This window comes from Saccharothrix texasensis, from assembly GCF_003752005.1.
GTDB lineage: Bacteria > Actinomycetota > Actinomycetes > Mycobacteriales > Pseudonocardiaceae > Actinosynnema > Actinosynnema texasense.
In genome coordinates this window covers 5,158,396-5,184,893 of the sequence record NZ_RJKM01000001.1, presented here as the reverse complement: position 1 = coordinate 5,184,893, position 26,498 = coordinate 5,158,396, and the positions used below count along the sequence as shown (strand labels likewise).

The 26,498-nt window shown below is 72.2% G+C and carries 25 protein-coding genes and 2 tRNA genes; 18 read left to right on the top strand and 9 right to left on the bottom strand.

What is annotated here, in order from left to right; translation table 11 throughout:
* Positions 1 to 12 precede the first annotated feature (12 nt).
* The 6 genes from EDD40_RS42700 to EDD40_RS22405 all read left to right on the top strand — a co-directional run bounded on the left by EDD40_RS42700 (position 13) and on the right by EDD40_RS22405 (position 5,206).
* Positions 13 to 726, top strand: a complete 714-nt coding sequence (locus EDD40_RS42700) for a hypothetical protein (protein ID WP_211348226.1) — start codon at positions 13 to 15, stop codon at positions 724 to 726.
* Positions 726 to 2,066 carry a PPE domain-containing protein gene (locus EDD40_RS22425; protein ID WP_123744680.1) on the top strand — a complete coding sequence of 447 codons (1,341 nt, stop codon included), beginning with the start codon at positions 726 to 728 and terminating at the stop codon, positions 2,064 to 2,066. Before EDD40_RS42700 ends, EDD40_RS22425 begins: the two co-directional genes overlap by 1 nt.
* A complete protein-coding gene (locus EDD40_RS22420) occupies positions 2,063 to 2,827 on the top strand; it encodes an ESX secretion-associated protein EspG (protein WP_123744679.1) in 765 nt (254 codons plus the stop codon). The genes EDD40_RS22425 and EDD40_RS22420 overlap by 4 nt, the downstream gene beginning before the upstream one ends.
* A 59-nt stretch (positions 2,828 to 2,886) precedes the next feature.
* Positions 2,887 to 4,884 (top strand): acetoacetate--CoA ligase, encoded by a 1,998-nt coding sequence (locus tag EDD40_RS22415; RefSeq protein ID WP_123744678.1) that lies wholly within the window; start codon positions 2,887 to 2,889, stop codon positions 4,882 to 4,884.
* A gap of 117 nt (positions 4,885 to 5,001) precedes the next feature.
* Positions 5,002 to 5,091 (top strand) — tRNA-Ser (locus EDD40_RS22410).
* Positions 5,092 to 5,130: 39 nt separating this feature from the next.
* Positions 5,131 to 5,206 (top strand) — tRNA-Arg (locus EDD40_RS22405).
* Between the two features lie 53 nt (positions 5,207 to 5,259).
* Here EDD40_RS22405 and EDD40_RS22400 read toward each other — a convergent pair.
* On the bottom strand, positions 5,260 to 5,709 hold the full coding sequence (locus EDD40_RS22400; protein ID WP_123744677.1) for a hypothetical protein: 450 nt from the start codon (positions 5,707 to 5,709) through the stop codon (positions 5,260 to 5,262).
* Between the two features lie 353 nt (positions 5,710 to 6,062).
* Between EDD40_RS22400 and EDD40_RS22395 the strand changes: the two genes are divergently transcribed.
* Positions 6,063 to 6,296, top strand: coding sequence for a hypothetical protein (locus tag EDD40_RS22395; protein ID WP_148088882.1), 234 nt, complete (start codon positions 6,063 to 6,065; stop codon positions 6,294 to 6,296).
* Between the two features lie 335 nt (positions 6,297 to 6,631).
* Here EDD40_RS22395 and EDD40_RS22390 read toward each other — a convergent pair whose 3' ends face one another.
* Positions 6,632 to 7,579: an HNH endonuclease gene (locus EDD40_RS22390; protein WP_170185165.1), complete on the bottom strand. Its 948-nt coding sequence runs from the start codon at positions 7,577 to 7,579 to the stop codon at positions 6,632 to 6,634.
* A 79-nt stretch (positions 7,580 to 7,658) separates the two neighbouring features.
* Positions 7,659 to 8,738, bottom strand: a complete 1,080-nt coding sequence (locus tag EDD40_RS22385) for an aldo/keto reductase (protein ID WP_123744674.1) — start codon at positions 8,736 to 8,738, stop codon at positions 7,659 to 7,661.
* A gap of 173 nt (positions 8,739 to 8,911) precedes the next feature.
* Here EDD40_RS22385 and EDD40_RS22380 point away from each other — a divergent pair, with 173 nt between their 5' ends.
* The 4 genes from EDD40_RS22380 (at position 8,912) to EDD40_RS22365 (ending at position 11,620) form a co-directional block, all read left to right on the top strand.
* Entirely contained in the window at positions 8,912 to 9,802 is an 891-nt protein-coding gene (locus tag EDD40_RS22380) for an AraC family transcriptional regulator N-terminal domain-containing protein (RefSeq protein ID WP_123748203.1), read from the top strand.
* Positions 9,803 to 9,956: 154 nt separating this feature from the next.
* Positions 9,957 to 10,376 carry a hypothetical protein gene (locus tag EDD40_RS22375; RefSeq protein ID WP_123744673.1) on the top strand — a complete coding sequence of 140 codons (420 nt, stop codon included), beginning with the start codon at positions 9,957 to 9,959 and terminating at the stop codon, positions 10,374 to 10,376.
* A complete protein-coding gene (locus EDD40_RS22370; RefSeq protein WP_123744672.1) occupies positions 10,377 to 10,601 on the top strand; it encodes a helix-turn-helix transcriptional regulator in 225 nt (74 codons plus the stop codon).
* Positions 10,598 to 11,620, top strand: coding sequence for an NAD(P)-dependent alcohol dehydrogenase (locus EDD40_RS22365; protein WP_123744671.1), 1,023 nt, complete (start codon positions 10,598 to 10,600; stop codon positions 11,618 to 11,620). The genes EDD40_RS22370 and EDD40_RS22365 overlap by 4 nt, the downstream gene beginning before the upstream one ends.
* Here EDD40_RS22365 and EDD40_RS22360 read toward each other — a convergent pair.
* The gene (locus EDD40_RS22360) at positions 11,565 to 13,544 is read right to left on the bottom strand and encodes a glycosyl hydrolase family 28-related protein (protein ID WP_123744670.1); all 1,980 of its coding nucleotides are present in this window, start codon (positions 13,542 to 13,544) and stop codon (positions 11,565 to 11,567) included. The genes EDD40_RS22365 and EDD40_RS22360 overlap by 56 nt on opposite strands.
* 136 nt (positions 13,545 to 13,680) lie before the next feature.
* Positions 13,681 to 14,505, bottom strand: a complete 825-nt coding sequence (locus EDD40_RS22355; RefSeq protein WP_123744669.1) for a serine hydrolase domain-containing protein — start codon at positions 14,503 to 14,505, stop codon at positions 13,681 to 13,683.
* A gap of 17 nt (positions 14,506 to 14,522) precedes the next feature.
* On the opposite strand from EDD40_RS22355, the gene EDD40_RS22350 reads away from it, so the two are divergent.
* Positions 14,523 to 15,437, top strand: coding sequence for a ribonuclease Z (locus EDD40_RS22350; RefSeq protein ID WP_123744668.1), 915 nt, complete (start codon positions 14,523 to 14,525; stop codon positions 15,435 to 15,437).
* A 163-nt stretch (positions 15,438 to 15,600) separates the two neighbouring features.
* On the opposite strand, the gene EDD40_RS22345 is transcribed toward EDD40_RS22350, so the two are convergent.
* On the bottom strand, positions 15,601 to 16,434 hold the full coding sequence (locus EDD40_RS22345) for an NAD-dependent epimerase/dehydratase family protein (RefSeq protein ID WP_123744667.1): 834 nt from the start codon (positions 16,432 to 16,434) through the stop codon (positions 15,601 to 15,603).
* A gap of 96 nt (positions 16,435 to 16,530) precedes the next feature.
* On the opposite strand from EDD40_RS22345, the gene EDD40_RS22340 reads away from it, so the two are divergent.
* Both EDD40_RS22340 and EDD40_RS22335 read left to right on the top strand, forming a co-directional pair.
* Positions 16,531 to 16,764 carry a hypothetical protein gene (locus EDD40_RS22340; protein WP_123744666.1) on the top strand — a complete coding sequence of 78 codons (234 nt, stop codon included), beginning with the start codon at positions 16,531 to 16,533 and terminating at the stop codon, positions 16,762 to 16,764.
* Positions 16,765 to 16,912: 148 nt separating this feature from the next.
* The gene (locus EDD40_RS22335; RefSeq protein WP_123744665.1) at positions 16,913 to 18,343 is read left to right on the top strand and encodes an ATP-grasp domain-containing protein; all 1,431 of its coding nucleotides are present in this window, start codon (positions 16,913 to 16,915) and stop codon (positions 18,341 to 18,343) included.
* Here EDD40_RS22335 and EDD40_RS22330 read toward each other — a convergent pair.
* Positions 18,333 to 19,121, bottom strand: coding sequence for a hypothetical protein (locus EDD40_RS22330; RefSeq protein ID WP_123744664.1), 789 nt, complete (start codon positions 19,119 to 19,121; stop codon positions 18,333 to 18,335). The genes EDD40_RS22335 and EDD40_RS22330 overlap by 11 nt on opposite strands.
* Positions 19,122 to 19,204: 83 nt before the next feature.
* Between EDD40_RS22330 and EDD40_RS22325 the strand changes: the two genes are divergently transcribed.
* The 4 genes from EDD40_RS22325 (at position 19,205) to EDD40_RS22310 (ending at position 23,007) form a co-directional block, all read left to right on the top strand.
* Positions 19,205 to 20,416 (top strand): DNA cytosine methyltransferase, encoded by a 1,212-nt coding sequence (locus EDD40_RS22325; protein WP_123748202.1) that lies wholly within the window; start codon positions 19,205 to 19,207, stop codon positions 20,414 to 20,416.
* A 455-nt stretch (positions 20,417 to 20,871) separates the two neighbouring features.
* The gene (locus EDD40_RS22320; protein ID WP_148088881.1) at positions 20,872 to 22,065 is read left to right on the top strand and encodes a thioester domain-containing protein; all 1,194 of its coding nucleotides are present in this window, start codon (positions 20,872 to 20,874) and stop codon (positions 22,063 to 22,065) included.
* A 145-nt stretch (positions 22,066 to 22,210) separates the two neighbouring features.
* On the top strand, positions 22,211 to 22,384 hold the full coding sequence (locus EDD40_RS22315; protein ID WP_123744662.1) for an antitoxin: 174 nt from the start codon (positions 22,211 to 22,213) through the stop codon (positions 22,382 to 22,384).
* Positions 22,381 to 23,007 carry a putative glycolipid-binding domain-containing protein gene (locus EDD40_RS22310; RefSeq protein ID WP_123744661.1) on the top strand — a complete coding sequence of 209 codons (627 nt, stop codon included), beginning with the start codon at positions 22,381 to 22,383 and terminating at the stop codon, positions 23,005 to 23,007. Before EDD40_RS22315 ends, EDD40_RS22310 begins: the two co-directional genes overlap by 4 nt.
* A 426-nt stretch (positions 23,008 to 23,433) precedes the next feature.
* Here EDD40_RS22310 and EDD40_RS22305 read toward each other — a convergent pair whose 3' ends face one another.
* Together EDD40_RS22305 and EDD40_RS22300 are read right to left on the bottom strand one after the other, a co-directional pair.
* Positions 23,434 to 24,618, bottom strand: a complete 1,185-nt coding sequence (locus tag EDD40_RS22305) for a thiolase family protein (RefSeq protein ID WP_123744660.1) — start codon at positions 24,616 to 24,618, stop codon at positions 23,434 to 23,436.
* Positions 24,619 to 24,631: 13 nt separating this feature from the next.
* Positions 24,632 to 26,437, bottom strand: coding sequence for a hypothetical protein (locus EDD40_RS22300; protein WP_123744659.1), 1,806 nt, complete (start codon positions 26,435 to 26,437; stop codon positions 24,632 to 24,634).
* Between the last annotated feature and the right edge of the window lie 61 nt (positions 26,438 to 26,498).

The following is a 26,498-nucleotide window of genomic DNA, read 5'->3' as shown; positions in this document are numbered from 1 at the left end:
CAGGGGGTAGTGATGAGCGACGGGAACACGGTCCCACCGGCGGCTGCACAGACGGTGCAGATCCCGCCTGGTTTCACGCCGTCCGCGACGGCCCCGCCGGCGGTCGTGGCGGACGCGCCGGTGGTCGACGTGCCACCGGTTCCCGTGCCACCCGATCCCACGTCGGCCGCGCCACCGGTGTCCGCGGCGCCGGCCGCCGCGCCGGATCCGGCGGCTGCCACGCCCGCCGCCGCACCGGCTCCCGCGCCGGCGACCGACGCCACCGTGACCCTGCCCGCCGCGGCCGCGGCCGATCCCGACGCGGCCAAGCCCGCGGTGGCGGACAGCTTCGCGAAGGCCGCGCAGACCGACCTGGACAAGGCCACCACCGCGCTGGACGCGGTGGACAAGGAGTCCGTCCAGCTCGACCTGGACAAGCAGGGCGTCAACGACCTGCTCAAGCTGGTCTCGCAGGCGCGCAACCTGGTCGACACCGTGCACGGCCGCGCGGTGAACAACCTCGACGTCGAGCTCCAGTTCGGCAACAACTGGGTGAGCGACGCGATCAGCAGGCGGCTGCGCGAGGTGGCCGTCGGGAACGAGGAGTCGGCGGTCAACGTGATCGGCGACTTCATGCAGGTGCTGTTCGAGGTCGAGGAGACCATCCGCGACGCGGCGCGGAACCTGGAACGGGCCGACGACGAAGCGGCGGACGCCTTCGGATCCGCGGGGGAGGCCAAGGGCTGATGGGCGACAACAAGCACGGCGACAACAAGCACGGCGGCAACCACCAGGGTGGCGGTCAAGGCGGCGGCCAGGGCTGGGGCCAGGGCAAGGACAAGCCCTCCGACCTCGGCCAGAAGGTCGACTGGATGACCTACACCCACCAGCAGCTGTGGGAGATGATCAACACCGGGGTCGACCTCAAGGCCGCCGGCAGCGCGCAGGCCGACTGGGCGACCGTCGGCAAGGCGCTCGGCGAGGTGCAGGAGCTGCTGGCCAAGGCGATCAGCCAGTCCAGCCAGGCCTGGACGGGCGAGTCGGCCGAACGCGCCCGCGAGGCGCTGGAGTCGGTCGAGAAGTGGGCGCTGAACACCAGCGAGCACGCCGACAACGTGGCCAAGTGCATCGCCACCGAGATCGACCACGTGCAGACGGCGCGCGAGATGATGCCGCCGCCCGCGCCCGCGCCCCCGGTCGTCGCCCCGGTCACCGGCGCGCCGGCGACCCCGATCGCCGGCCAGACCCCCGTCGCCACCCACACCCCGGTCGCCACCCAGACCCCGGTCGCCACGCCGCGTTCGCCGCTGGCCGGCAACCGGTTGGCGGAGGACGGTGGCTACCGGTCGCCCACCCTCGCGTCGCACGACGGCCTGGCCGCGGGCCCGACCCCGGTCGTGCGCGCGCCCGGCGCGTTCACCGGCATCGACACCATCGCCGCGCCCGCGATCGACTCGGTCGTCGCCGCGGACGCGACGCACCGCCAGGCCGCCGAGGTCATGGCGATGTTCCAGCAGAACTCCTACGAGGTCGACCGCACGGTGCCGTCGTTCAGCCCGCCGACCAACCCGGTCGCGCCGCCGGCTCCGCCGCCCGTGGTCATCACGCCGAACCCGCCCGCCACCGACGGTGGTGGCAGCGGCGCCGCCGGGACCGGCGGTGGCCAGGCCGTGGTGAACAACCCGGCCGGCCCGGCGAACCAGCGCCCCGGCGGCACGTCCGCCCAGTTCGGGCGCGGCGGCTTCGCGGGCGGGCGCGGCGGCTACGGCGGTCGCGGCGCCCTGCCCACGCCGGTCGGCATGGGCGGCGGTGGGGGCGGCGGCGGACCGGTGGCCGGTCCCGGCGGCGCGACGGGCTCGCTCGGCGCCGAGCGCGGCTCCGCCAACCCCGGCAGCGTGACCAGCCAGTTCCAGGCGCCCAAGTCGGTGACGCCGCAGTCCGGCATGATCGGCGCCGCGCCGATGGCCGCGCCGCCGCCCGTCGCCGGCGGCGGTGAGAAGGACCGCAACCGGCCCGGGTACCTGGAGGACGACGACAACGTCTTCGGCGTCGACCGCAAGGCCGCACCACCGGTGATCGGCCTGTGACCGAACGCGTCTTCCGGCTCAGCGAAGTGGAGTTCTTCCTGCTCTGGCAGGCGGTCCACCGCGACGCCCACCCGGTCCCGCTGGGCGCCAGGCACTTCGGGCACACCCAGCGGGAACGGGACGCGCTGATCGAGACCGCGTCCCGCGACCTGGCGGCCCGCGGCTACGGCACCGTGCGGCGGCCGGACGAGGAGCTGTACGGGCTGCTGCGCGGCCTGGCCGAGTTCGAGATCGGCCTGGAGGTGTTCTTCACCCTGCGCGGCGCCCAGGCGCGCGGCCTGGCCACCGCCGCGTGGCACGGCGCGTTCGCGGGCAGGCTCGGCAACCAGGTGCAGGTGGCCGGGTTCCGGCCGACCGCGCTGCCCGCCACCACGGTCAACACCCTGCCGCCCGCGCCGCCCGGCAGCGGCCGGTCGGTGAACGTGCGCTGGGACGACTACCTGGCCGCGGGCCGGGCGGGCGAGCGCGACGGCAGCGAGGGGTTCCTCGACTCGCTGCGCGCCGTCGGCCTGCGCGAGCCGGAGGCCAACACCCTGATGCGCGCCGTGACCACGCGCAGCGGCGGCGGCCAGGTCGGCGTGATCGCCCGCAACCGGGCCGGCTACCTGCACCCGACCGGCGCGGTCGTGTCGTGGCTGGACACCGCCGAGGGCCGCTACCTCGTGCGGCGCGACGACGGGTGGCTGGTCGTCGCGCCGACGGACGGGCCGAGGCTGATCTCCGCGATCGAGGGCCTGTTGGCGAGCGCCGGCCGCAACTGACCCGGTGTGTGGACGCCCGCTGTGGTTCCGGGCCGCCGGATCGGCTAGGAACTTCAGGTATGACCGAGATGCGTGCCGGCGCCGCCGCCGGCGAGGCGGAAGTCCTGTGGCGTCCCGACCCCGACCGGGTCGGGGACACCAGGATGGTCGCGTTCCGCTCCTGGCTCACCTCGACGAAGGGCCTCGACCTCCCCGACCACGAGTCGCTGTGGGAGTGGTCCACCTCCGACCTGGAGGGGTTCTGGGGCGCGATCGCGGAGTTCTTCGAGGTGGTGTTCCACAGCCCGCCCACGCGCGTGCTGGAGGCCCCCGTGATGCCCGGGGCGGTCTGGTTCCCCGGCGCGACGCTCAACTACGCGGAGCACGCCCTGAGGGGCCCGGACGGCGACCTGGCGGTCGTGTTCCACCGCGAGGACGGGCTGTCGTCCCAACTCACCTACGGCGAGCTGCGCCGCCGGGTCGCCGCCGTGCGGGCCGGTTTCGCCTCGCTGGGCGTGCGACCCGGTGACCGCGTGGTGGCGCTCGTGCCGAACTCGCCGGAGGCGCTGATCGCGTTCCTGGCGGCGGCCTCGCTCGGCGCCACCTGGTCGTCGTGCTCGCCGGACTTCGGCGCGCGGGCCGTCGCCGACCGGTTCGCCCAGATCACGCCGACCGTGCTCGTCGCCGTCGACGGGTACCGGTACGGCGGGCGGGCGTTCGACGTGCGGCCCGCGGTGGAGCGGCTCAGGGCGGAGATCCCGTCGCTGCGCGCCACCGTGATGGTCGACTACGTCGGCGGCACCCCGCTGCCCGGCGCCGTGACCTGGGACTCCCTGCTGGCCGAGCACGCCGACGCGCCCCTGGAGTTCGAGCCGGTGCCGTTCGACCACCCGCTGTGGGTGCTCTACTCGTCCGGCACCACGGGGCTGCCGAAGGGCATCGTCCAGGGCCACGGCGGGATCGTGGTCGAGCACCTGAAGATGCTGGCGCTGCACAGCGACCTCGGCCGGGGCGACCGGTTCTTCTGGTTCACCACCACCGGCTGGATGATGTGGAACTTCCTCGTCTCCGGCCTGCTGGTCGGGTCGACGATCGTGCTGTTCGACGGCAGCCCCGCGCACCCCGACCTCGACGTCCTCTGGCACCTGGCCGAGCAGCACCGCGTCACCTACTTCGGCACGTCGGCGCCGTACATCCAGACGTGCCTGAAGGAAGGCGTCCACCCGGCGGAGCGCTACGACCTGACGGGCCTGCGCGTCGTCGGGTCCACCGGGGCGCCCCTGACCCCCGAGGGCTTCCGCTGGATCGCGTCGGCCGTCGGTCCGGACGTGCAGATCGCCTCGGTCTCCGGCGGCACCGACCTGTGCACCGCGTTCGTCGCCGCCGCCCCCGACCTGCCGGTGTGGCTGGGCGAACTCTCGTGCCGCGCGCTGGGGGCGGCCGTGGAGTCCTTCTCGGAGGCGGGCGTCGCCGTCGTCGACGAGGTGGGCGAGCTGGTGATCACCAAGCCGATGCCCTCGATGCCGGTGTGCTTCTGGGGCGACGAGGACGGCACGAAGCTGCACGAGGCCTACTTCGACACCTTCGAGGGCGTCTGGCGGCACGGCGACTGGATCAGGATCACCCCGCGCGGCTCGGCGGTCATCTACGGCCGGAGCGACTCCACCCTGAACCGCGGCGGCGTCCGCATGGGCACCAGCGAGTTCTACCGCGTCGTCGAAGGGATGCCGGGCGTCGCGGACTCCCTCGTGATCGACACCTCGGGCGCCGGCCGGACCGACGGCGAACTCCTGTGCTTCCTCGTCCTGGACCCCGGCACGACCCTGACCGACCTGGAACCCCGCCTCCGCTCGGAGCTGCGCACCAACCTGTCACCACGCCACGTCCCCAACCGCTTCGTCGCCGTGGCCGAGATCCCGAGGACCCTCAACGGCAAGAAGTGCGAGGTCCCGGTGAAGAGGATCCTGGCCGGCACCCCGCCCGAGCGCGCCGTCAGCCTGGACGCCCTGCGCAACCCGGCCGCCCTGGACCCATTCCTCGACCTGGCACGAGACCTACCTCACGTCACCCCCGCCTGAGGCCCCTCCAACGCCCCCCTCCGCCCCCTCTGACCAGGGAAGACGGGTTAAGGAGGGGGGCGTTTTGCTAGAGCGGTGGGGGCATGTGTAATCTATGCGTCGTAGCCGAGGGCTCCGGGAGGCTTCGCCTAGTCTGGTCTATGGCGCCGCACTGCTAATGCGGTTTGGGTTTACCGCCCATCCCGGGTTCAAATCCCGGAGCCTCCGCAACACCCGGCTTCGGCCGGGTGACAACTGAAGAACGATGCGCTCGTAGCTCAACGGATAGAGCATCTGACTACGGATCAGAAGGTTGCAGGTTCGAATCCTGCCGAGCGCACCAGCTCAGAGGGCCGGTACCGTTTGGTACCGGCCCTCTGGGTTTCACATCGGGTCTCATTCACCCCTTCGGGTGGGCACCGACACTCCCGTCGACGAACCGCCCCCATCGCCCCGGAAGACTTCGGCCGGGCGCTCACGCCAGCGCGGCGGCAACACCTCGGAGAGCTGTCGGATCGCGGCCCGGTGTTCCCCGGGCAGGTCCGACGTGTCGTCGGCTTCGGTCCACAGCAGCCCACCCACCTGGCGCGCGGTGCCCTCCCTGATCGCGTCCGGCACATGGCATGTAGCGGCCCGCATCTGCGCCGCCGAACCTGGTGACCGGCCCGTCACGTCGGCAATCGCCCGGAGCGGCACGCTTGCGGCTTCCAACAGCGATTCCCGCTCGTCGTGGTCCGCACGTGGGTCGAGCGGCTTTCCGGTCGGTTGGGTGAACACCCAACCGTTCTCACACCAGAGGTCAGCAGCGATGTGCTCTTCGTCCTGCTCCTCATCGTGCGTCCGCAACCCACTCCAACAGCGATTCACCAGTCCGCCCGCGCGGGGTCCCGCACCATCCGCCGAGGGCAGAGGGCCGCTGAACGGGCGCTCAGACGGCCGTGGAGCGCCAATCGGGCGCGGCCGGGTGACGGCCGACCAAGCCATCCTGGTGGCGCGCGATCCAGGACGGCTTGGTCGAGCTCGACGACCGTGACCGTGGTGCGAACAGACCACAGAGCGCCGACCCGAATACGGATACCTTCCGGCCATGCAGTTAAAGCTCGAAGCATCGAACTGAAAGGCTGCTCATGCCCAAGCCCTCCCGCAGGTCTCTCCTCGCCGGTCTGGCCGTCATCCCTCTGGCCATCGGAATGGCGATCGTGTCCGCCACCAGCGCGGTGGCGGCAGACGGCCAACTCGCCATCCGCAACAACTGCGGTGTAGAGGTCAAGTACTGGGTGCATCCCCACAACGGAGGCGGCACGGGCTACGCGTTCCCCGGTGACGTCCAGTACTGGAACGTCCAGTCGACCAGCTGGTACGTGAGTTCGCGATTCGGCACCAAGTCGGTCTGGGTCCCGGCGGACCGCGGCGTGCTCGTCAACCTCTGCTGAGGGAAGACCCCAGGGGGCACGACCCCGTTTCTCAGGGTCCGGCCGACCACAGTCGTGAGCCGTTGATCCTCCCCGACCGGTTGCAGGTTCGAATCCTGCCGAGTGCACCACCGCAGAGGCCTCCCGATAATTTTCGGGGGCCTCTGCGTGTTTTGTGATCGCACCTCACCTTTCGACCACCTCGATGCACGTGCCATTCATCACACTGATCGAACCGCGCCGAAAGCTCCCGCTGCCGTCCGGCTTGACGCAAAGCCGCGAACGCCGGGAATGGCTTGGTTGGAGCAAAGACCGGGTGATCGCCGACGGCACGGTCGGCGAGCGGTATCGGTGGTTCAGGTGCGGTGCATGGTCCAGTGCTTCGCGATCCAGGCTTGTTGGCGTTCGGTGAGTTCCACGTGCAGCTCCTTGCCTTGGAGGCGGTGGTACTCGGGGTAGTCGCGGATGGTTTCGGAGACGTCGATGGTGTGGTCCTGCGGGTGCACGGCGAGGTGGCCGAGGTCGAAGAGGCGGTGCACGTCGCGGCGGAGCAGGAGTCCGCCCTGGTCGTGGTGCTGACCGTCGGCGGCGAAGCTGGTCAGGTGAGCCGCCTCGAGCGCGGAGTGCGGGGTGCGGCCGGTGAACGCGCACGTGTCGTCGTACCTCTCCAGGAGCAGGCGGCGGAAGGCTCCCTGCCCTCGCCGGACCCGCACGACCGCCGTGGTGTGGCCGCCTTCCAGCGTGGTCGCCAAGGCGGCCTCGACCGGTGACAGGGACGGTCGGCCGGGCGCGGCCCGAACCGCCTCCTGGAACCTCGGGTAGTCGAGTTGACGGATGCTGAGCTGCGACTTCGGCAGCGTGCACAACCCCCGCAACCGGTCACCGGTCAGCTCGCCGGTGAGATCCACCCAGGCGATGTCGTGGTGCGACCGGTAGGTGGTGACGACTTTCCTGGTGGTCACCACCTCCGACTCCTCGAAGGTGCCGGTGCACTTGGAGCACCGGTAGGCGGGGGTCTCGGACTTGCGCAGCTTGATACCGGCCTTGCCGCAGTGCGGACAGCGGTGGAGGGCCTTCTCCTCCTCGCCGACGACGACCTCCTCGATCACCGAGGCACCCAGCAGGACCTTCTTGTCCCACAGCACGATCACGTCACCCGCCTGCGGCAGCTGGTGGTTCGGGACCGAGCTGTCCCAGCTGTAGTGGGCCGCCGGCGAGTCGTCGTAGCCGTCGTTGCTGCGCCGCGGCCGGTCGTCTCCGACGGCGAGCATCAACCACGCGCCCCGCTGTGCGTCCGTCCGCATGTTCCCCCCACGACGATGCAACCGTTCCGCGAAGGTCATCGCCACGCACTCGTGTCGCGTTAGGCGGAAACCGGTCCGGTCAGTACCGGGTGTCGCTCTGCGCCAGTGGCGGGTAGGTGGTGGACGGTTCGCCGTCGACTGTGGTGCCGGCGAACTGGAGCATCGCGCGGACCGGGCCGTTGAGGGCGGCGGGGTAGGGCAGGGTCGGTGCGGAGACCTCGTCCAGTGCGCGCAGGTGGGTCGGGTCGAGGGTGACGTCCAGACCCGCCAGGTTGTCCTCCAGGTGCGCGAGGCGTCGGGCGCCGAGGATCGGGACGACGGTGCCCGGGCGTGCCCGCAGCCACGCCAGCGCGACCGCCGCGCTGGACGTGCCGAGCGAGTCCGCGACCGCCCGCACCGAGTCGATGACCTCGTACTCGTCCTCGCTCGGACCGCCGACGAACGCCGCACGCGCCGAGTCGACCGCCGCACCCCGGCGGTACTTGCCGGACAGGAAGCCGTTCTTCAGCGGGCTCCACGGCACCAGCGCCAGGCCCTGGTCGAGCGCGAGCGGTGCGAGTTCGGCTTCCGCGGTGCGGGCCAGCAGCGAGTACTCGACCTGCAAGGCGATCAACGGGGTCCAGCCGCGCAGCAGCGCCGTGGTCTGCGCCTGGGCCGTCACCCAGGCAGGCGTGTTGGAGAACCCGACGTAACGGACCTTGCCCGCGCGCACCAGGTCGTCCAACGTCCGCATGGTCTCCTCGACCGGGGTGTTGCGGTCCCAGTTGTGCAGCCAGTAGACGTCCAGGTAGTCGGTCCGCAGACGCCGCAGGGTGTCGTGCAGCTGGTGCACGATCGACCCGCGGCCGGCGCCGCCGCCGTTCGGGTCGCCGGGGAACATGTTGGCGAAGAACTTCGACGCCAGCACCACCCGGTCGCGGCGTCCGGGCCGGGTCGCGAAGTAGTCGCCGAGGATCTTCTCCGAGTGCCCGTTGGTGTAGAAGTTGGCGGTGTCGACGAAGTTGCCGCCGTGGTCGAGGTAGGCGCCGAGGATGCGTTCCGACTCCTCGACGTCGCACCCGGCGCCTCCGGGGTCCTCGCCGAACGTCATCGCGCCGAGCGCGAAGGGGCTGACGCGCAGTCCGGAACGGCCCAGGGTGACGTAGTGGTCCAGTGGCATGTCGCGCTCCTCGGGGAGAGTGTTTCCGGGACTTCCCAATCCCATCGCGCGCTGGTCCGGCGAGGTAGGCCGATCCGCTCGTCCTCTTGCACGATCCTGCCGACTTCACCCAGGTCGGGCTTGCCGACGACCGACCGGGGTGCTTCGGTTGGCCGGTGCGCGCCACCGCCGACCTGCTCACCGAGATCCGCCGCTTGATCACCACCCACGCACGCCCCGACCTGCGGACGCGCATCGACGGCCTGCTGCTGTCCCGCGTCGACTCCGCCGCGCCGGACTACTCGCTCACCGAGCCGCTGCTGGTGGTGATGGCGCAGGGCGGCAAGCGCCTCCTGCTGGGCGACCAGGTGCACGAGTACCGCGCCGGCCACTACCTGCTCGTCACGGCCGACCTGCCGGTCACCGGCCACTACCTCGACGCGCCGTCGTTGGGCGTCGGGCTGGTGCTGCGCCCGTCCGCCATCGCCCCGCTCGTGCTCGAGACGCCGCGCGCCCGCGTCGGCGCCGGGCCGCCCGCGATGGCGACGGGCGTGGCCGACGTCGACCTGCTCGACGCCGTGGCCCGGTTGCTGCGCCTGCTCGACCACCCGGCGGACGTGCCCGTGCTCGCGCCGCTCGTCGAGCGGGAGATCCTCTGGCGCGTGCTGACCGGTCCGGCCGGCGGTGTGCTCCGGCAGATCGGCTTGGCGGACAGCGGCTTGTCGCACGTCAACCGCGCGATCCGGTGGCTCCGCGACAACTACGCCGAACCGGTGCGCGTCGCCGACCTCGCGAGGCTGGCGGGGATGAGCCCGTCGGCCTTCCACCGGCACTTCCGCGCGATCACGGCGATGAGCCCGGTGCAGTTCCAGAAGCGCATCCGGCTCCAGGAGGCGCGGTCGCTGCTCGCCGCGCGGCCCGGTGACGTCGCCGGCGTCGGCCACCTCGTCGGCTACGACAGCCCGTCGCAGTTCAACCGCGAGTACCGCCGCCTGTTCGGCGAACCGCCCGGTCGCGACGCCGCCCGCCTGCGCGCCGACGCCGTGCCCGACCCGCGCGCCGGCTCCGCGCCCCACCTGCCGTGAGCTTTCCTCGGTCGGCGTGACCACCGGGATGTTCATCCCGGACGGGTTCGTCGAAGGGTGGTGAACCCCCGCCCATGTCAAAGATGCTTGACATCGAGTCAAGCGGAGCTGACACTGACGATGTCAAGTTTCTTTTACACCGGGAGGGTGTGCGATGTCGTACGAGGAGAAGGGGACCTGGGTGTACCTGGTGGTCAGCGCGCTGACCTACCTCGGGTACGTCGTGGTCGTCCTGAGAAGTGCCGGTGACGGACCGGTGGCCGAGGTGCCGTACCTGTCGCCCATGTTGTGGGCCATCGGGATCGCGGTGGGGCTGGCCGTGGTCGGCCGGATCGCGCTGGAGATCGCCAAGCCCAGCGAGAGCCACAAGGCCGACGCCCGGGACCGGGACATCGACCGGTTCGGCGAGCACGTGGCCGTCGTCGTGCTCGGCGTCGGCATGGTGCTGCCGCTCGTGCTGGCGCTGGCCGAGGCGCCGCACTTCTGGATCGCCAACGCGATCTACGCCGTCTTCACCGCGTGGGCCGTGTTCGGGGCCGCGGTCAAGCTCGTCGCGTACCGCCGGGGGTTCTGAGTGGGCAAGCCGACCAGGATCACCAACTCGATCCGCGCGCTGCGCTTCGCGCACGGCGAGATGACGCAGGCCGAGCTGGCCCGCCGCCTCGACGTCACGCGCCAGACCGTCATCGCCATCGAGCAGGGCCGCTACTCGCCCTCGCTGGAGATGGCCTTCCAGATCGCCCGGGTCTTCGCGGTCCCGCTCGGCGACGTGTTCCAGTACCCGGAGGACGACTCATGAGAGCGATCACGCAGGACGCGTACGGCGTCCCCGAGGAAGTGCTGCGGCTCGACGACATCGACAAGCCCTCGGTGCGGGACGGCGAGGTGCTGGTGCGCGTCCACGCCGCCGCGGTCTCCGGCTCCGACTGGCACCTCCTGCGCGGCCTGCCCTACGCGGCCCGGCCGGTGGTCGGGCTGCGGCGGCCGCGCAACCGGGTGCCCGGCCTGGAGCTGGCGGGCACGGTCGAGGCGGTCGGCGCCGGCGTGTCCACCACCGCGGTGGGCGACGAGGTCTTCGGCTGGTGCTCCGGCGCGTTCTGCGAGTACGCCGCCGTGCCGGAGGGCCAGGTGACGGCCAAGCCCGCGAACCTCACACCGGAGCAGGCCGCGGCCGTGCCGATCGCCGGGTTCACCGCGTTGCAGGCGGTCCGGGACGCCGGACGGGTGCGCGCCGGGCAGAAGGTGCTGGTGCTGGGCGCTTCGGGGTGCGTCGGGGTGTACGCGGTGCAGCTCGCCAAGCACTACGGCGCCGAGGTGACCGGGGTGTGCAGCGCGGCGAAAGCGGACCTGGTCGCGGGGATCGGCGCGGACCACGTGCTCGACTACGCGGCCGGGCAGGTGACCGCGACCGGCTTCGACGTGGTGGTCGACCTCTACGGCAACCCGTCGCTGCGCACCCTCAAACGGCTGGTGAAGCCGGGTGGGACGGTCGCGCTCGTCGGTGGCACGGGCGGGCGGTGGTTCATGGGCGTCGACCGGTGGCTGCGGGTGCCGCTCGCGGCCCCGTTCCTCGGGATCAAGGCGCGACCGCTGGTGCACAAGGACCGCCTCGACGACCTGGTGCTGCTGCGCGAGCTGATCGAAGCCGGCGCGGTGACGCCCGTGCTGGACCGCACGTACCCGTTGGCGGAAGCCGCCGCCGCGATCGAGGACGTGCGGCGTGGCCGGGTGCGCGGCCACGCCGTCGTCGCTCTCCAGGCCGTCACCACTGCGACGGCGCGGGCGGCGGGACGACCTGGGGACGGTCGTCGCACGTGATCGTGTTCGGCAGCAGCCACGGCGCGAGCCAGCCGTCGTTGCCACCGCCGTCGGTCAGCGCGAACTCCGAGCCGGTGGCCGGGAAGTTGAACGAGCCGCAGTTGTTCACCGGCACCGCGCCGACGTTGCGCGCGTCCACGTTCTCGAACGTCGCCGAACCGGCCGCCCGGGCGCTCAGCACCGAGGTGCCCGTGCCGTCGACGCGGACGTCTTCGAAGTGCACGTTGGTGATCGAGTGGAGGTCCTTCACCGACCACTCGCTCACCAGCATGATCGCGTTGTAGGTGTTGTCCAGGAAGTGGTTGCCCACCACGCGCACGTCCGCGTCGATGTCCCGCTCCAACGCGTAGAACCAGATCGCGCCGAGCCCGATGTTCCAGTTCAGCTCGTGCGTGCCGGCCCGGACGGTGGTGTTGTCGGTGATCAGGACCTGCCCGGTGAACGGCTGCGCGCCGAACCGCGACCCGAGCTGGATGCCGCTGCCCTCGCGCACCGGGTCGGCGACCAGGTTGCCCACCAGGGCGTTGTCCGTGCCGCCGTACAGCGCGATGCCGTTGGCCAGCACGGGTGACTGCACGGTGTTGCGCTCGAAGCGGTTGCGCGCGTCCTGCTGGTGCTCCGACCACATGGCCAGGCCGTCGTCACCGGTGTTGCGGATGAAGTTGTTGCGCACCACGGAGTCCGTGACGCCGGTGTGGAAGTTCAGCGCGTCCGCGACCTGGTCGACCACGATGTTGTCGGTGACCGAGACGTTCGACATCGGACCGTCGAACCACAGGCCCACCTTGGTGTGGCGCAGGTGCAGGCCGCGGATGGTGGAGTCGCTGAGGGCCCCGCCGATCCCGTTGACCTGGTCGGTGTCGACGCGCTCGCGCACGTCGCCCTCGATGGCGAACCCGCGCAGGTGGACGTTGCGGCTGCCGCCCTCGGCGGCGGGCTTGCCGTAGAAGCCGACTCCGGTGTGGACGGAGCCGTCCGGCGCGGGCGTCGGGAGGGCGACTTCACGGCCCTTGATGACGGTGTGCCAGTTGCCGGCGCCCTCGATGGTCACGTCGTCCACGACGATGTGCCGGTTGACCTGGAACGTGCCCGGCGGGATGTGCACCGGGAGCCGGTGGCGCCTGGCGAAGGCGATGGCGCGGTCGAAGGCGTCGGCCGAGTCGCGCCGGCCGGTCGGGTCCGCGCCGAACAGCAGCACGTTCGCCGCGACCGGGTTGACGTGCGGCGGCGCGACCAGCTCGGAGTCCAGCAGGTCGATCACGGTCCACGCGGCGTTGGTGCCGGCGGGGGCGGTGAGGCGGACGCGGTCGCCGGCGCGGTAGGTGCGGCCGAGCTTGAGGCGCTGCTCGTCGTAGAAGTGGCTGGGGCGGAACGGTGTGCGGATGACCGGCGCGGGCGTGGTCTGGGACGGCACGCAGGCGCACTCGGTGATCCACCAGTCCGGGTGCAGCAGGCCGGCGTTCGGGTCGTTGGTGAAGGGGTACTGGTTGTAGAGCCACGCGTACTGCGAGGTGAGCGTCATCGTCTTGCGGTGTCCGCCGTTCACCGTCACGTCCAGCGGCGCGGTGATGCCGCCGCCGTTCGCGGCGTCCGGGATGCTGTAGCGGACGGTGATCGCGTTGGCGGCCTTCGGCAGGGTGAACTCGACGTGCCGGCCGGGCTCGAGCCGGACCGCCTTGCGGCCGGACGCCTCGGACGGCAGCGTGTACGCCGTCCGGTCGGGCCCGATGACCGTGCCGGTCGTGGTGGCGTTCTCCGCTTCCTGCTCGACGAACGCCACGTCCGCGCCCCGGCCCGCGACGAGCGCGGGGTCCAGCGCGGCCCGGGTGACGACGGGCGCGGGCGCGGCGTCGGCGGCGGGCACTGCGAGCCCCGCCGCCGCCACCGCGACGACCACGCCGAACCTGGCGGATATCCGCAACATCGAGGACTCGTTTCTCTCAAGGCCGGGGGAGGCGACCTTAGGCACGCTGTGGCGCGCCTCACAAGAGCTTGGCGAGTCTTTTCATGAATCTGTCAATTACTTGCGTCGATCGAGCATCCGCTTGCGGTGGCTGACGTCAGCTCCGGATGCGTCCCAACTCCGCCAGCACCCCGTCGGTGAACGCGGGCCACGCCGTCGCGGCCCACTCGCCGAACTTGCGGTCGGTCAACGCCACGCACGCGACCCCGGCGTCCGGGTCGACCCACAGGAACGTGCCGCTCTGCCCGAAGTGCCCGAACGTCCGCGGCGAGCTGGCCGTGCCGGTCCAGTGCGGCGACTTGTCCGCCCGGATCTCGAACCCGAGCCCCCAGTCGTTGTGCTGCTGCGACCCGAACCCGGGCAGCACCCCGCGCAGCCCCGGGAACACCACCGCCGTCGCCTCCGCGACCTGCTCGGCCGACACCAGCTTCGGCGCCTGCACCTCCGCGGCGAACCGGACCAGGTCGGCCACCGTCGACACCGCGCCCGCGCCCGCCGAGCCCTCCAACGCCGACGACGCCATGCCCAGCGGCTCGAACACCGCCTCCGCCAGGTACCGCGCGAACGGGATGCCGGTCGCCTCCGCGACGCAGTCCGCGAGCACCTGGAAACCCGTGTTGGAGTAGATCCGCCTGGCGCCCGGCGCGGCCTGGACGTCGGCCGAGTCGAACGCCAACCCGGACGTGTGCGCGATCAGGTGCTTCACCGTCGACCCCTCGGGCCCGGCCGGCTGGTCCCACTCGACCGCGCCCTCCTCCACCGCCACCAGCACCGCGTACGACGTCAGCAGCTTGGTCACCGAGGCCAGCGGGAACCGGTGGTCGAGCGGCCCGTGCGTGCCGAGCACCTCACCCCGCGCGTCGACCACGGCCGTCGCCGCGGTGTCCACCGGCCACGACGACACCGCCTGCAAGCTCTCCATGCCGCAGACTCTGCCACGTGTCACCACGAGAGCTGGTCGTGCTCGGCACCGCGAGCCAGGTGCCGACCCGCGGCCGCAACCACAACGGCTACCTGCTGCGCTGGGACGCCGAGGGCTTCCTGTTCGACCCGGGCGACGGCACGCAGCGGCAGATGGCGCGCGCGGGCGTCGCGGTCACCGACGTCACCAGGCTCTTCATCACCCACTTCCACGGCGACCACTGCCTCGGCGTGCCGGGCGTGGTGCAGCGCATGTCGCTCGACCGGGTGCCGCACACCGTGCACGCGCACTTCCCCGCCGAGGGCGCGGAGTACTTCGACCGGCTGCGGCACGCCAGCTCGTTCCACGACGTGGCGGACGTCCGCGCGCAGCCGGTCACCGGGCCGGGCGTGCTCGCCGAGGGGCCGTTCGGCCTGCTGGAGGCGCGGCGGCTCGACCACACGCTGCCCGCCTACGGCTACCGCCTGGTCGAGCCGGACGGCCGCACGATGATCCCCGAACGGCTGGCCGCCCACGGCATCCGGGGCCGCGCCGTCCGCGACCTCCGACCGCCGCTGCTGGACGAAGTCAGCGTGCCGCGCCGGGGCCAGCGGTTCGCCTTCGTCATGGACACCCGGCTGTGCGACGGCGTGTTCGAGCTGGCCGACGGGGCCGACATGCTGGTCATCGAGTCGACGTTCCTGCACGTGGACGAGGCGCTGGCGGTCGAGTACGGCCACCTCACGGCCCGTCAGGCGGCCCGGGTCGCGGCCGAGTGCGGTGTGCGCAAGCTCGTCCTCACCCACTTCTCGCAGCGCTACACCGACCCCCGGCTGTTCCGCGACGAGGCCGCCGAGGTGTTCGCCGGCGACCTCGTCGTGGCCGCCGACCTGGACCGCGTCCCGCTGCCCCGCCGCCGCTCGACCCCCGGAACTGTCGGACCCCACCGGTAGAATCGCGGCAAGGGTTCCCCTTGGCGGGGACCCTCGCGGAGCTGATCGGACGGCCCGGCCGGGTCTCGGCGACGAAGTGCCCGCCCGTCCCGCGAGGGCAGGCCGGTCGGTGCGTCAGGGCACGGCGCGCCCTGACGAGGCACCACACCGGCGGGCGGGGCGCTCAGGTCCCGGTCTCGGCCGCCCACTGGTCGCGGACCAGGGTGTCGAGGTCCGAGCAGGCCGGCGCCCAGCCCGACGCGCGCAGAGCGGTCGTGTCGGCGCGCAGCACGGGCGCCTCGCCGGGGTGCGCGGGCCGCCGCACGACCGGCACCTCCCGACCCGTCACCCGGGCCACCGAGGCCAGCACGTCGGCCACGCTCGCCGGCGTCGCGCCCACGTTCAGCGCCACGTAACCGTCACCGTCGCGCTCCACCGCCGCCACGAACGCCCGCGCCACGTCGCGCACGTGCACGAAGTCCCGCACCGCCGACCCGTCGCCGAACACCTCCATCGACGGCAGCCGCCCGGCCGCCACCCCGCACGCCTTCGTGATCACGCGCGTGTCGTCCACGTCCCCGCCGCCGGCGACGTTGAACAGCCGCAGCGCCACCCCGCTCACCCGGCCGGCCTCGGCGGCCCACGCCAGCACGTCCTCGGCGGCGGCCTTGGAAGCCGCGTAGGGACTGCCCGGCGCACGCGGACAGGACTCGTCGATCGTCGCGACACCGGCCGACCCGTACACGCCGGCCGTGGACGCCAGCACGAACCGCGGCGGCGGCGAGCGCAGCAGGTTGACCGTGCCGCCCACGTTCACGTCGTAGAACCGCACCGGGTCGCCGAACGACTCGCGCACCCGCCCGAGTCCCGCCAGGTGCACGACCGCGTCCACCGGCCCGTCGAGCGACCCGACCCGGACATCACCCGAAAAGGGGATAGGTGTGTGGCCGGCGGCGGACAACTCCGCCGAGACCACCCGTCCGATGTACCCGGTGGACCCGGTGACGACTACGCGCATGGCGACATCCCAGCACGTCCACGGCGCGGTTCGCGTTCTTGAACTCGGTGCAAATTCACCCTAAAGGTAGGGACCGGTGGGGCCGATACAACCCAAGTGAGTTACCCGCATCCCGCCACGCACACGAGCATCGAGGGCGTTCTCGCCGAGCACGCCGTGCACGAGGCCAAGCGCCAGCGGTTCCTGGAGACCGCCGCCGCGATCGTGGCCGCCGCGCCTCCGTCGGTGGACGACACGCTGCTGGGCCTGCTGCTCCCGTTCCCCAAGGCCCGGGGACCGCGCGCCTTCCTGAACCGGGTTGACCAGGTACTTCGCCACGCCGCTCGATGATCTCGCGCACCCGCCCCTGATCCCATCGGCAAGTTTCATCGCTCGTTGCCGGACCGTGCTGGGCCGATCCCGCCGCCTGCCTCTACAGTGCGTGGCACCGGCGCTCGCCGGCTGTCTCGTCTGCTTCTCATAAAGCGAGTTCTCGGCGATGGATGACGTCCTTTCCGCGCTTCAAGCGCGCCTCGGCACCCTGTTCGGCGACCGGTTGGTCGTGCTCGCGGGCGGCACCCGGTTGAGTAGTCGCGTCGCCGAGCTCCACCAGCTCGGCGCCCGCCATACGCTCGTGCTGTCGACGGACGACCACGCGCCGCTGCACGACTCGGAAGTGGCCCGCTGGGTGCCGCTCGGCATCGCGGGCGGCTTCGTCGCGGTCGAGCAGAACCGGCTCACCAAGCTGCTCACCTCGCCCGACCGCGAGGTCCGCGCGGTGCTGGAGGACTTCGACCCGCGCGGCGAGGCGCTGGTGATCAGCACGCCGTACGTGCACACGCCGCGGTTCGCGGGCCGTCCCGTGCTCAACGCCCGCCGCCCCGAATGGGTGGAGCTGGAGAACAAGACGACGATCGACGGCCTGTGGGACGAGCTGTCCGCGCCGCGCGCGCCCGCCGTCGTCCTCGGCCTCGACTTCGACGGCCTGTGGGCGGCGACCCAGCGCCTGGACCGCGGCGCGGGCGTCGTGTGGTCCGGCGACGGCCCGGCGATCAACGGCGGCGCGAACTTCGTCCGCCGCGTCCGCGACCGGCAGGAGGCGCAGGACGCCTACGACGTGCTCGCGGCCAAGTGCGAGTTCGTCCGGGTGATGCCGTTCCTGGAGGGCATCCCGGTGAGCGTGCACGGGATCGTGTTCCCGGACGGCACCGCCGTGCTGCGGCCGATCGAGATGGTCGTGCCGCGCCGCGCGGGCCAGGCCCGGTTCCTCTACGCGGGCTGCGCGTCCTACTACGACCCGCCCGCGCGGATCCGCGAGGAGATGCGCAACCTGGCCCGCCGGGTCGGCGAGCGGCTGCGCGAGTCGGTCGACTACCGCGGCACGTTCACCCTCGACGGCATCGCCACCGCCGACGGCTTCCTGCCCACCGAGATCAACACCCGCTACGGCGGCGCGATGGTGTGCTTCGAGGACGCCCTGCCGCAGCTGCCGCTGGCGCTCGTGCAGGTCGCGCTGGTGGCCGGGCACGACCTCGGCGTCTCGTCCATCGAGTTCGAGGAGCTGCTGGTCTCCGCCGCGGACGACTACCGGCACGGCTCGGTCGGCGCGAACGTCCGCGCGGTCCACCCGACCGAGGTCGTGGAACGCTCGATCGTGTTCACCGAGTGGTCGTGCCGGTTCGCGCACCCCGAGGAGGCGCCGCACGGCGTGCTGCGCCTGCGCCCGTCCCCGCTCGGCGCGCGGCTGGAGCTCGACTTCTACGCCGCCGAGCTGCCGCCGGCCCGCCCGGTGGTGGCGCTGACCGTGGCCGCGTTCGCCCTGGCCGACCAGGAGTGGGGCACCGCGCTCGGCCCGCTGGAACCGGCCGTGCCGGTCGCCGACGACGAGGCCGCCGCCGCGGTCGTGGAGCCGACCGCCGTCACGGCCTGATCGTCACGCCCTCCTCGCCGTCGCCGTAGGCGGCGAGGAAGGCGTACCGGTACCCCATCAGCTGCATGGTCACGTACGGCGGCTGGTGGTGCGGGTACGCCTTGTCCCGGTAGGCGCGCAGCAGCTCCGGGTTGCACTGCGCGGTGGCGCGCAGCAGCGCCGGCGTGATCGGCGCGTCGCTCACGAGGTGCAGCGCGACCCGGGCCGCCAGGGCGAGCAGCCGCGGCGAGCGGTCGGCGGAGGCCAGGTCCTCAGCCACCGCCACCACGTGCCTCGGCACGGTCTCGGGCACCGCGATGGCCAGCGCCATCGAGCAGGCCACCTCCGCGCCCGCCAGCGCCTCGAACACCTTCGGCGCGCCCTTGGCCACCTCGTACCGGGTCTGCGTGATCCAGTCCGGCGGCCGGCGCGGCAGCTCGCGCCCCAGCGCGTTCCAGCGCCGGCGGGTCCGCTTGCCCTCGTCGGTGAAACCGGCGCTCGCCAACGCCATCGCGGCCAGCAGGAAGATCACCCGATCGCGGCTGTCCGCGGGCACCCGGTAGCTCGCGCCCATCTCCACCAGGAAGGGCACGGCCCACACGCTCGCCTCCGACACCGTGTCGTCGACGAGCAGCCGGTCGACGAGCGCGCGGCACGCGGCCTCACGCGTGGCGCCCTCGTCGTGCACCACGCGTCGGAGCAGGTCGTCCACGCCCGCCCCGTGGGCGAGCACCGACCAGGGCATGTCCTCCAGTCCACGCAACGGATCCGGCCGTTGCCACGCAGGTGGGAGCTCCATGGCGCGCAACGTACGCGATCACGGTGATCGGTACCGGTGGGATCACTCGCCTGTGGGTGGTGCGCCCACCGTACGATCACGCGGTGCGCGGACCCACCTTCAAAGTCGTCGACCTGTTCTCCGGCGCCGGTGGCATGAGCCTCGGCTTCCAAGCGCACCGGGACTTCACCATCGTCGGGGCGGCCGACGCGCAGATCGGCAAGCCGTCGTCCCGGCTGGGCTCGTTGCGCTGCAACGGGATCTACCGGGACAACATCGGCGTCGACCCGCTCCAGGTCGACCTGGGCCGGCTCGACCCGGCCGTGCTGCGGCAGGTGTGGAACCTCCGCCGGGGCGAGCTGGACGTGCTCGTGGCCTGCCCGCCGTGCTCGGGCTTCACCCGCATCGCGCCGGCCAACCACCTGCGTGACGACCCGCGCAACTCGCTGGTCGGCCGGGTCGCGGCGTACGTGGACGAGTTCCGGCCGCGGGTGCTGGTGCTGGAGAACGCCCGCGAGCTGGTGAAGGGCAGGCAGCGGCACCACCTGGACGGGCTGGCCGAGCTGCTGCTGGAACTCGGGTACGAAGTGGACGCGAGCACGCACATGCTGTCGCGCTTCGGGCTGCCGCAGCTGCGCGAGCGGGCGATGGTGGTGGCGGTGGACGCCGGCGTGCCGCTGCGCACCCTCGAAGACCTGTGGCAGGGCTGGGAGGTGCGGCCCGGCGCGGTGACCGTGCGGCGGGCGATCGGCAAGCTGCCGCCGGTGGAGGCGGGCGAGTCGCACCCCGAGGACGAGATGCACGTGTCGCCGTCGTTCCGCCGCGACCGGTCGCTGGACCGGATGCGGGCCATCCCGGCCGACGGCGGGTCGTGGGGCGACCTGGTCGGCTCGCCCTCGGAGCAGCTGCTGAACCCGGCCCAGCGCAAGATCATCGAAGAGGGCAAGTGGGGTTCCCACCCGGACGTGTACGGCCGGCTGTGGTGGGACGAGCCGGCGCGCACGATCAAGCGGGAGTGCGGGCACGTCGGCAACGGGCGCTACTCGCACCCGGAGCAGCACCGGTTGTGCACGGTGCGGGAGATGGCGCTGCTCCAGGGCTTCCCGCGCCGGTTCCGGTTCGACGTGTCGGTGATCGGCAACGCCTACCGGCACGTGGGCGACGCCGTGCCGCCGTTGATCTCCTACCAGCTGGCGTCGCTGGTGAAGTGGATGCTGACCGGTCAGCCGCCGACCGCGCGCGACCTGTGCCTGCCCGGCACGTCGCTGCGGGTCGGGGACATCCGCCCGGTCGCGCCGTCCGCCCTGGTCGCCTAGATCACCGTTTGGCAACGGTGTGGCGTCGAAAGCGGGTCGGCGGGTATTACGTGCAATCCACTGTGGACCGGCTGAGCTGCGAGAACGTCGGCACTTCGGTAATCCGCGCCCGTTTCGCGGGCCGTCGAAACAGGCGTCCGACGTCCACTGTCGACGCGCCGTCGAATGCGCTTGATCATCCACTGTGGACGGATGACCTCGGTATTCGCTGCTGGCGGGTGGTCCTGCCGGCGGTGTCACCCGTCATCGATCACGTGCTCGCAATCGGCTACTGTTCGGCTGATTCCTGTCGTTTCGGTGTCGGAGCGCTCTGCCGAGTAGCTCCCCGGACGACACGGACCGCCGCCTTGAACCACACCAACGGGCTACCCTCGCGAGCCTCAAGGAGACAAATGGCATCCCGGTCGACTGTGAAGCGCCTCGGCGCTGCGATCCTCGGCGCCGGCCTCGTGTTGATGTCGGCCCTTCCCGCGGCCGCCGACAAGCCGAAGGTCGAGCCCTACGACGGCGCGAACGAGCCCGGCATGGGCATCTACCTGGAGCGCGACGGCAAGGTCCTGGACAACGACGAGGACAAGGAGGGCGTGCAGGCGTTCAACGCCAGCCTCATCGGCCTCCGCCTCCAGGAAGGCGACGACTCGCAGACCGCCAAGGCGTACTGCGTCGAGCTGCCGACCCCGCTGCAGGACGGCCAGCCGCTGGTCGAGGTGCCGTGGGGCGAGCACCCCAACCCGGACACCAAGTTCAAGGAGAACGCCGCCAAGGTCAACTGGGTGCTGCAGAACAGCTACCCGGCGATCGAGGTGAAGGACGCCTACGAGCTGTACGGCCTGGACCCCGAGAACAAGCGCAGCATCCTGATCGCCGCGACCCAGGCTGCCGTGTGGCACTTCAGCGACGGCGTGGACCTGCGTGAGAACGACTCCACCACCGAGGAGGAGGACGTCCACGGCGGCACGGTCGACGACCTCGTCTTCAAGGTCTACGAGTACCTCACCACCAAGGCCGAGGACCTGGCCGAGCCCAAGCCGACCCTGTCCATCGAGCCGGGCGAGCTGACCGGCAAGGCGGGCGAGAAGATCGGCCCGTTCACCGTCTCCACCACGGCCACCGAGGCGGTCCTGACCGCCGAGCTGCCCGACGGTGTCACGGTCGTCGACGCGAACGGCAACGCGCTGCCCGTCGCCGACCCGAACGCCCGCGCCGCCGCGGCGGCCACGTCGAACGTCGCCGAGGTGTGGGTGAAGGTCGACGCGGGCGTCGAGCCCGGCGAGGTCGAGTTCACCGTCACGGCCAGCGCCAAGCTGCGCAGCGGCCGGCTGTTCGTGTCCAGCGACCGCAACCTGAAGACGCAGTCGCTGATCATCGCCAAGTCCGAGGTCTTCCCGGTCAAGGCGAAGGCGAAGGCGAAGTGGGTCGAGGGCACCGTCGTGACCACGACGACCGAGGCCACCACGACCACCGCGCCGACGACCACCACCACGGCCGAGGCGCCGGTCACCAGCACCACGGTCCCGGCCGGCGGCGGCAGTGACGACGACCTGGCCAACACCGGCGCGTCCATCTTCGTGCCGCTGCTGATCGGCATCGGCCTGCTGGGCGCGGGCGCCGGGGCGCTGCTGTTCCTGCGTCGCAAGCGCACTGCCTGATCTTGATCCGTCGGAACGGCCCCCCGGGACTCCCGGGGGGCCGTTTCGGTGCGCGGCGGCGGTCGGCGGAGCCCGGAGGTACCGTTTGCCGCTGGGGCCGCGCGGTCGATTCGGGTAGCCTGCGTCAGGAGTGCGAAGGAGCACGATGAACTTCGACGAGATCAAGAACAAGGCGTCCGAGCTGCTCGAGCAGAACCACGAGAAGGTCGATGCGGGCATCGACCAGGCCGCCGAGTTCGTCGCAGGCAGGTTCGGCCACGAAGAGCAGGTCAAAACGGTGGCCGAGAAGGCCAAGGACATCCTTCCGGGTGGAGAGTGAACTCGTTCAACACGGCTGAGCGGGCGACCCCGTCCGGGGAGAGCACCCGTTCCGCCGCCGCGCAGATGGTGACCTGGCAGGGCTACGACGTGCCCAGGCTGGAGCAGGTGCGGTTCCTGCTCTCGGAGCGCAAGCTCCGCGCCTCGGGCCGACTGGTGACCGCCGGTCCGGCCGAGCAGTTCAGCGGCTCGTTCGAGGTGTCGGTCGGCGAGACCGGCGCGGTGAAGCGGCTGCTGCTGCGGACCGCGACGGTGTCGGAGGAGCGGCAGATCTCGGTCAGCCGGTCACCCGAGGGCATCTGGCTGGTCGACTCCGGTCAGGGCGCGGAGCGGGCGGACTTCGACGGCGCGGTGGACGTGGACGTGCAGTTCGCGGTCCTGTTCAACGCCATCCCGATCCGCCGCCTCAACCTGCAGCAGGAGGAAGGCGACCACGAGATCCCGGTCGTCTACGTGACCCTGCCCGACCTGTCGGTCCAACTGGTCCGCCAGCGCTACCGCACGGTCTCGGTCGGCGAGGACCGCGCGGTCGTCTCCTTCACCCACGGCGAGTTCGAACAGGACATCACCGTGGACCGAACGGGCCTGGTCGTCGACTACCCCCGCATCGCCTACCGGATCTGACCCCGGCCCGACCGGCCGCCGAACAGCGCGAAGCCCCTCGATCGACGGTGGTCAGCGCGTTCGCTCGATCGGGCGAGCAATCGCTTGCCTCCCGTGCGAGCACGCAACGATCGTTGGGTGCGGATGACTCGATCTTCTACGAGCACCTGAACTCACACGGTGACCCGGCGTTGTGGGTACCCGACGCGATCGCTTGGTGCCACGGCGCCGGAGGTGAGTGGCGCAAGCGCGTGGCACCCCTCGTCGACGCGGTGATCGACGTCGGTGTTGTCACCAGGCGCCAACAATTGCGCTGGGCAACGCGAAACCCGGGCGCCCGTCGTCCGGCGGGATCCTGCCCGGGTTCACTTCCTCGGCCTAGCGGCCTCGGCTGTGACCGTGCCTAGCAAGCCGCCGGCAGCGGCGCTGTCGCTCGATCAGGCGATCTCACACCCGGACGGCGATCGCCATGCCCTGGCCCACGCCCACGCAGGCCGCCGCCACGCCCAGGCCGCCCCCGCGCGCGCGCAAGTGCCGGCACAGGTCCACGACCACGCGCGGGAACGAGGCGCCCAGCGGGTGGCCGTACGCGATCGCGCCGCCGTGCACGTTGACCTTCTCCCGGTCCACTTCCGGCAGGTGGTGCAGCACCGACAGGGCCATCGCCGCGAACGCCTCGTTGATCTCCCACAGGTCGACCTGCGCCGACTCGATCGCCAACCGACCCAGCAGCTTCCGGATCGCCGACACCGGGGCCAGGGTGAACCGCTGCGGGTCCTCGGCGGTCACGGCCGAGCCGAGGAACTCACCCAGCGGTGTGACCCCCAGCGAGGTCGCGACCTCCTCGGACCCCATCAGCAGCGCCGCCGCGCCGTCGTTCAACGGCGACGAGTTGCCCGCCGTCACCGGCCCGCTCTCCGAGAACGCCGACTTCAGCTTCCCCAGCTTGTCCGCCGACGTCTCCGGCCGCACGGACTCGTCCCGCCGCACCGGCGCGGCGTCCCGCAGCTGCACGGGGAACGCGAACCCGTCGTGCACGCCCGCGTCCCAGGCCGCCGAAGCCCGCCGGTGCGACCGCAGCGCGAACAGGTCCATCTGCTCCCGCGTGATGCCCAGCGACACCGCGACGTCCTCCGCCGCACGTCCCAGCGGCACGGTCCACTCGGCCTTCATCCGCGGGTTCACCAGCCGCCACCCGAGCGCGGTCGACACCGACTCCAACCGGTCGGCGAACGGCTTGTCCGGCCGCGGCACGACGAACGGGGCCCGTGTCATCCCCTCCACCCCGCCGGCCACGAGCAGCGACGCGTCACCGAGCGCCAACGCCCGCGCCGCCTGCACGATCGCCTCACCGCCCGACGCGCAGAGCCGGTTGATCGCCACTCCCGGCACCGACGTCGGCAGCCCGGCCAGCAGCGCGGCCATCCGGCCGATGTTGCGGTTCTCCTCGCCCGCGCCGTTGGTGTTGCCCAGCAGCACGTCGTCGATCGACGCGGGGTCGAGGGAGGGGTGCCGGCGCAGCAGCTCCACGATGGGCAGCGCGGCCAGGTCGTCCACGCGCACCCCGGACAGCCCGCCTCGGTAGCGGCCGAACGGGGTGCGGGCGGCGTCGAGGATGAGGGGGCGCGACATGCGCCCCATCTTCTCACCGGCCGACGAAGAACGGGATGTAAGCCGAGGTGGGGCGGGTCTCACCGGAGGTGGCGAACAGCCGGACCTCGATCATGTGCGGACCGGGGGACAGGCCGGTGGTGTTCAGCGCGAACCGGTACTTCCCGGCGACACCGGGCCCGCCGGACGCGGTCGGCACCACGGCCACCCGGTCGTCGTCCACCCGCACGGAGAACCCGGCCAGCCCCGCCAACCGCACCCCCGTCCGCCCTTCGAGCGCCAGGTCGAACACCATCCGCCCGCGCTGCACCGCCGCGCCCTCCGGCACGGTCTGGCCGCTCGCGTCGAGCACCCGGCCGTCGACCCGCGCCAGTTCCGGTTCCCGCCCGATCAGCGGGGCCTTCGCCGTGGTCGGCGGCGTGCCCGAGAACGACCCGCTCAGCTCCAGGTCCACGTGCGTGGCCTGCACCCGCAGGCCGGTCACGAGCGTGACCGCGAGCCTGCCCGACGCCCCGACCCGCAACGCCTCCGCCGGCAGGTCCGCCACCACCGGGTACGCCACACCGGCCCGCCACGGCGCACCGGCCGACGCGGGCCGCAGCGGCGCCACCACCCCGCCCGCGGACACGCTGAACGACGGCGCCTCCGGTGACGCGTCGGTGTGCAGCAACGCCATCCGCAGCTGCCCGCCCGTCACGCCCGGCAACGCCCGCGTCGGCTCCGTCGCCGCCGCCTCGACCGCCACCGACACCTCGACCTCCGGTCCCGGCACCCACGGCGGCGTGGCGGCCTTCGCCGCGTCGAACGCGATCAGGCTGACCGCCGCGCGCTGCCCGGTCGGCCCGGCCACCGACACCAGCGCCGTCGCCTCGCGCCACGAGGGCACCGCCGGACTGGTCGCGACCACGTCGCCGTCGAGCAGCACCCGCACGCCGTCACGCCGCAGCGCCAGCTCCCACCGGTGGCTCAGCCCGGTCTCCAACGCGGGCACCGCGCGCACCGCGGTGGTCGGCGTCCCGGCGGCCACGAGCACCTGCACGGACGTCGCGCCCGCGCTCGTCGCGACCCGCAGCCGCACCGCGTCCGGCGGCAACGCGTCGCCGCTGACCAGCGACACCGGCCCCGGCACGAGGTCGAGCACCAGCTCGCCGTCACCGCCGGGCGCGTCGGTCTCCACCACGAACCGGCCCAGCTCGTCGGCGTCGCGCAGCACGAACGGCGTGCGCGACCGCAACGTCGCCGGAGCCGCCGCGCAGTTGCTGCTGAGCACCAGCCGCCGTCCGTCGTCGTCCTGGCCGGGCGTGGCCCGCGCGCAGTTGCCGCGCGACGCCAACCGCCACCGGGTCGGGTCGGGCGCGTCCGGCTGGTCGAACCGGTCCTCCAGGGCGTAGTCGCCGGCCGGTCGCGCGTGCGGCGTCCCGGTGGACCTCGCGGGCGAGGAGCGCTGCCCGAAGGAGTCGACGGCGTACACCGCGACCTCTTGCATCTGCTCGTCCTCGAGCCCGTCGATCTGCATCACCCGGTCGGTGACCAGCCTGGAGTGGTCGAGCCGGCCGACCGCTCCCCACCGCACCTCGTAGCCGGGCGCGTCACCGGTCCACCGCAGCTGCAACCGGCGCGGTCCGGACGACACGTGCACCTCGCGCGGCGACTCCGGGGGCGGTCCGGCCGTCGGCACCAGGACGCCTTCGGCGGCGTACGGGGCCAGCGACGTGGGAGGCGGCGTGGAGGTGGTGGTCGCGGCGACGGGTTCGCCGACCCCGGTGGTCCGCAACACGGTGATCACCCCGGCGAACAGCACCACACCGGCGGCGACGAGGGCGATCCGGCGACGTTCCATTGAGTCAAGTTAGGTGGCTCGGTGACCGCGGTCACCACGTCGTTGCGCACCCGAGACCAAC